Here is a 5,058-nt window from a genome sequence, read left to right as displayed (position 1 = left end):
CGCCGTGGCGGACGAGCCCGGCGCGGCCGCGGGCGTGGCACCCGAGAGCGGGTGCCCGGCGAGGGCGTCGGCCGGTGTCGCGGCACGCAGCGTGCCCGTCGTGGGATGGGCGACGAGGTGCTCGACCTCGATGCCCCGCTCGGTGAGCTCGCGCTCGACCCGCTGCAGCTCGGCCTGCAGGTTCTGCCGGGCCGGTCCCTCCCACTGCGCCGACAGCGGCGAGTGGAACAGGTTCTTGCGGGACAACAGCTTGCCCAGGATGCGGGCGCGCGCCCGCAGGTAGTCCTCGATCGGCACGTCGGCGTACTCGGCCCGCACGTCCTGCAGGTACGTCTTGTACTTCTGCGGCTCGGTGGCCAGCATCGCCAGGTCCGCGTCGCACAGCACGGCGGCGTCCATGTCGTCGGCCGCGGGGGTGTGCCGCACCAGCATCGACACCAGGTCGCCGACCCGGCGCGCGCGGGCCTCGGGCACGCCCAGGCTGGTCAGCTCCTCGATCGCCACGACCGCGCTGGCGACCTCGTCCTCGCCGCCCCGGCTCGCGTAGGCCTTGTACCGGGCCGCGTCGAAGACGGCGCCGTGGTACCAGGCGGCCAGCCGGACGATGGCCGGCTCATGGGTCTCCTCGCCGAGCTCGTCCACCCGGGCCAGCACGTCGACGAGGTGCTTGAGGTTGTGGAAGTGCCGCTCCGGGTCGCGCCACCGCTCCAGGAGCCGTTCGGCGGTCGCTCGGATCTCTTCAGGTGTGGCAGTGGCCCCGGCAGCGGTCACGCTGCGGGAGAACGACGGGCACAGCCACTGCGGTGCGTCGGGGACGCCCATGGGGAAGCCTTCTCACTGACGACAAAGACCCATCATGGTAGGCCGTCCTCGACGTCGGTGTGACCGGTCTCGGGCTCCGCCGGGATCGTGACGCGGACCGTCGTGCCGCCCCCCTCGGTGGTGAGCAGCTCGACCGTGCCGTCGTGCGCCTGCACGATCGAGGCGACGATCGCCATCCCCAGACCCGCCCCGCCCGAGTCGCGCGTGCGGGAGGCGTCCACCCGGTAGAAGCGTTCGAACACCCGGTCGGCGTGCTCGGGGGCGATCCCCGGGCCGTGGTCGCGCACCTCGATGACCCCGACCGCGGCGCCGTCGGAGGCGGTCGAGGTGCCCACCGCGAGCTCGGCCGCCGTGCCGTGCGGGGTGTGCCGCACGACGTTCCCGACCAGGTTGGCGACGACCTGACGCAGTCGCGCCTCGTCCGCGTGCACCCAGCAGGGTGCGGCCTTCCCGTCGCCGACGAGCGGCACCAGCGCGGTGGGCCGGTCCGGGTCGAGGGCCCGCAGGTCGGCCAGCGCGTCGACGGCGAGCACGAGCAGGTCGACCGGGCGCCGGTCGAGCGGCCGGCCCTCGTCCAGCCGGGCCAGGGCCAGCAGGTCCTCCACGAGGGTGCCCATCCGGGTGGCCGAGCTCTCGATCCGGTCCATCGTGTCGTCCATGGCCTGCGGTGAGGCGAGGGCTCCCATCCGGTAGAGCTCGGCGTAGCCGCGGATGGTGGCCAGCGGGGTGCGCAGCTCGTGCGAGGCGTCGGCGACGAAGCGGCGCATCCGGACCTCGGAGGCGGTGCGCGCGGAGAACGCCCGCTCGATCTGGGTGAGCATCCCGTTGAGCGCGACCCCGAGGCGGCCCACCTCGGTGCGGGCCGGTGCGGTCGGCACGCGTCGGGACAGGTCGCCGTCGGCGATGGCTGCGGCCGTCTTCTCGATCTCGCGCAGCGGGCGCAGCGAGCGGTTGACCGCCCAGGCGCCCAGCAGACCGCCCACCAGGATGATGCCGAGCCCCGAGCGCAGCAGCACGCTCGCCAGCTGCTGGGTGGCCTCGTGGACGTCGCCCAGCGGCAGCGCGATCACCACCGAACCGGCGAGCTCACCGGTGCTGTTGTTGTAGAGCGGGTAGGCGACGGCGCGCCAGGTGACCGCCGAGTCCGAGCCGACGGTGAACGGCACGTCCTGGATCTCCTCGGCACGGGCGGGCGAGATCTCCGGCAGCTTCGGCGTCCCGTAGTCGGTCCGGGCGACCGCGGTGGGCGTCGTCGACACGTCGGTGCTGCCCAGCCGGATGCGCAGGCTGTAGTCGGTCGGCAGGTAGCCGGACGGGCTGCCGTCGAGGTAGGCCGACAGCGTCTGCTTGGCCGCTGCCTTGCCCTCGGCCTGCAGCTTGGTGTCGACCTGGGTGACGAGGAACCGCTGCATCAGGGTGGCGCTCAGCACCCCGGCCACCACCAGCCCGAACGCGATGAGCGCCGTGATGATCACGACCAGCCGCGCGAGCAGCGGCCAGCTGCGCACCACCTGCCGCACGCGGTTCATCAGGCGTCGCGCAGCATGTACCCGACGCCGCGCTTGGTGTGGATCAGCGGACGGACCGGCTGGCCGTCGGCACCGGTGAGCTGGTCGATCTTGCGGCGCAGGTAGGAGATGTACGACTCGACGATGTTGGCGTCGCCGCCCCACTCGTACTGCCACACGTGGTCGAGGATCTGCACCTTGGACAGCACCCGGCCCGGGTTGAGCATGAGGTAGCGCAGCAGCTTGAACTCGGTGGGGGACAGCTCGACGACGGTCCCGGCCCGGCGCACCTCGTGCGAGTCCTCGTCCATCTCCAGGTCGGCGTAGCGCAGCACGCTGTCGTCCAGGTCGTTGCCCGGGGCGGTGCGCCGCAGGATCGCGCGGATCCGGGCGACGACCTCCTCCAGGCTGAACGGCTTGGTCACGTAGTCGTCGCCGCCGACGGTGAGGCCCTGCACCTTGTCCGACGTCTCGTCGCGTGCGGTGAGGAAGAGCACCGGCATGTGCTGACCGCGCTCGCGCAGCCGCCGGGTCACGGTGAAGCCGTCCATGTCCGGCATCATCACGTCGAGCACGACGAGGTCCGGGTCGAGCTCCTTGGCGACCCGCAGCGCCTGGCCGCCGTCGGCCGCGGTGTGCACCTCGAAGCCGGCGAAGCGCAGGCTGGTGGCCAGCAGCTCACGGATGTTCGGCTCGTCGTCCACGACGAGCAGCCGGGCCTCGCTCTGATCGGCAGCGTTCATGGGAACAGTCTGTGCGACGAGCCTGGGAACTCGCTGGGCGAAGGCTGGTCGAACGGCGTGCTGCCCGCAGGTGCCGAGGACGACGGACCCCCGCCGGCCGGCAGGCGCGACGGGGGTCCGAGGAGTGCGGGTCAGGACTCGATCTGGGCCGGCGGCGTCAGGGGCGTCGACGAGATCTGCGGGGCCGTGGCGCCCTGCTTGAGCGCGGCCAGCCGGGCCTCCACCTCGATCTGCTCGCCGGAGGCCTCGAGCTCGGCGAACTGGGCGTCCAGCGACGAGGCCGCGATCTCGGCCTGCCCCTGGGCCAGCGCCTCCTCGCGACGGACCTTGTCCTCGAACCGGGACAGCTCGCTCGTCGGGTCCAGCACGTTGATCGAGCCGATCGCCTGCTGCACCTTCTGCTGCGCCTGGGCGGACCGCTGCCGGGCCACGAGGGTGTCGCGCCGGGACTTGACCTGGGCCAGCTTGTCCTTCATCGCGGCCAGGCCGGTCTTGAGCTTCTCGACGGTCTCGCGCTGGGAGGCGATGAGCGGCTCGGCCTCGCGGGCTTCCCGTTCGGCCGTGATCTGCTTGCCGAGGGCGACCTTGGCGAGGGCGTCGAACTTGTCGGCGTTCGCCGTGTCACCGGTGGCGCGGTACTGGTCAGCCCGGCTCGAGGCCGCCAGCGCCTTGCCGCCCCAGTCGCGGGAGGCCGCCACGTCCTCGTTGTAGTCCTGCTCGGCCAGCCGCAGGTTGCCGATGGTCTGGGCGACCGCCTGCTCCGCATCGGCGATCGAGTTGGTGTAGTCGCGCACGAGCTGGTCGATCATCTTCGCCGGGTCCTCGGCCTGGTCCAGCAGCGCGTTCACGTTCGCCTTGGTCAGCTGGGCGATGCGGCCGAAGATGGACTGCTTCTCGGTCATGGTCCTCGCTCTTCCTCGTCGATTCCGTCCGCGTCGGTCCGACGGGCCGGTCCGTCCTTGATCTGCTCGTGCCGTGCCGTGACGACTCTGGGCGCACCCCCGGGCCCCGGGTCCGGTCAGAAGCCGCCGCCGTCGCCGCCGCCCCCGAAGTCGCCCCCGCCCCCGCCGAGGTCGCCGCCGAACCCGCCGCCGTCGAAGCCACCGCCGCCCCAACCGCCGCCCCAGCCGCTGTCGTGGTGACCGCCGCCGAGCACCTGGCCGAGCAGGATCCCGCCCAGCACCATGCCGCCGAGCCCGTCCAGACCGCCACCCGACTGCCCGCCCGGTCCGCGCCGGTTCTGCTCGTCGCGCTCGACGTCGAGCTGGGCCAGTCGTTGCGCCTCGGCCACCAGCTGCTCGGCCTGCTGCGCATCACCCAGTGCCGCATCGGGTTCGGCACCCTTGCGGGCCTCCGCCTGGCGGGCGATCCGGTCGGCCTCGGCCAGCCGGGTGCGGGCCTGCGGGCCGACCGCCCCACGCCGGGTCTCGATGTAGTCGTTCGTGGCCCGGACCGCCGAGGCCACCCGGCCCAGCGTCTGGTCGACCAGTGCTCGGGTCCGCCCGGCGTGCTCGTCCTGCTCGCGCCACGGGGCGAGGGACGCGTCGATGGCCGCCTCGGCCGCGGTGATCCGGGACAACGCGGCCAGCGGGTCGCCCGATCCGGCGGCCGCCTGCTGGGCGACCGTGACCGCAGCGCGGGCCTCGGCCGCGCGGGCCGTCACGTCCGGGTCGGCCGGGGCCAGCCGCGCGGCGTCGGCCAGGTCGGACGAGATCGAGGTGACCGCACCCTGCAGCCGGGGGACGATCGTGGCGAGGTCCTCGCCGGCCGAGTCGATCGCGTCGAGCAGCCGGTCCACCTGGGCGAGCGCGCCCTCGACGGCCTTGGCGAAGCCGACCGCGGTGGCCCGGTCGCCGGCGCCCACCGCGGCGCGGCCCTGGGCGAGGGTCGTCGTGACGTCGTCGAGCAGGCGCTGGGCCTGGTCGACGTTGCCGGTCACCGAGGCCAGCGCGGTCGCCGGGAACCGGGCCGCCAGGGTGGCCAAG

At 73.4% G+C, this 5,058-nt stretch carries 4 protein-coding genes and 1 pseudogene; all 5 read right to left on the bottom strand.

What is annotated here, in order from left to right:
* A partial coding sequence (locus tag F2B26_RS14435) for an HD domain-containing protein (protein ID WP_328698689.1) occupies positions 1-822 on the bottom strand: 822 nt, incomplete at its 3' end.
* Between the two features lie 32 nt (positions 823-854).
* Positions 855-2,351 (bottom strand): sensor histidine kinase, encoded by a 1,497-nt coding sequence (locus tag F2B26_RS14430; RefSeq protein ID WP_159810547.1) that lies wholly within the window; start codon positions 2,349-2,351, stop codon positions 855-857.
* Positions 2,351-3,073 carry a response regulator transcription factor gene (locus F2B26_RS14425; protein WP_159810545.1) on the bottom strand — a complete coding sequence of 241 codons (723 nt, stop codon included), beginning with the start codon at positions 3,071-3,073 and terminating at the stop codon, positions 2,351-2,353. The genes F2B26_RS14430 and F2B26_RS14425 overlap by 1 nt, the downstream gene beginning before the upstream one ends.
* 131 nt (positions 3,074-3,204) lie before the next feature.
* Positions 3,205-3,975, bottom strand: a complete 771-nt coding sequence (locus F2B26_RS14420) for a PspA/IM30 family protein (RefSeq protein ID WP_159810543.1) — start codon at positions 3,973-3,975, stop codon at positions 3,205-3,207.
* 116 nt (positions 3,976-4,091) lie between these two features.
* Positions 4,092-5,058, bottom strand: a pseudogene (locus F2B26_RS17255) (TPM domain-containing protein); the annotation flags it as partial.

Origin of the sequence: Cellulomonas citrea (assembly GCF_009829685.1) — a bacterium.
GTDB lineage: Bacteria > Actinomycetota > Actinomycetes > Actinomycetales > Cellulomonadaceae > Cellulomonas > Cellulomonas citrea.
Note: the sequence above shows the minus strand (reverse complement) of the source record. Positions and strands in the feature narration are given on the sequence as shown.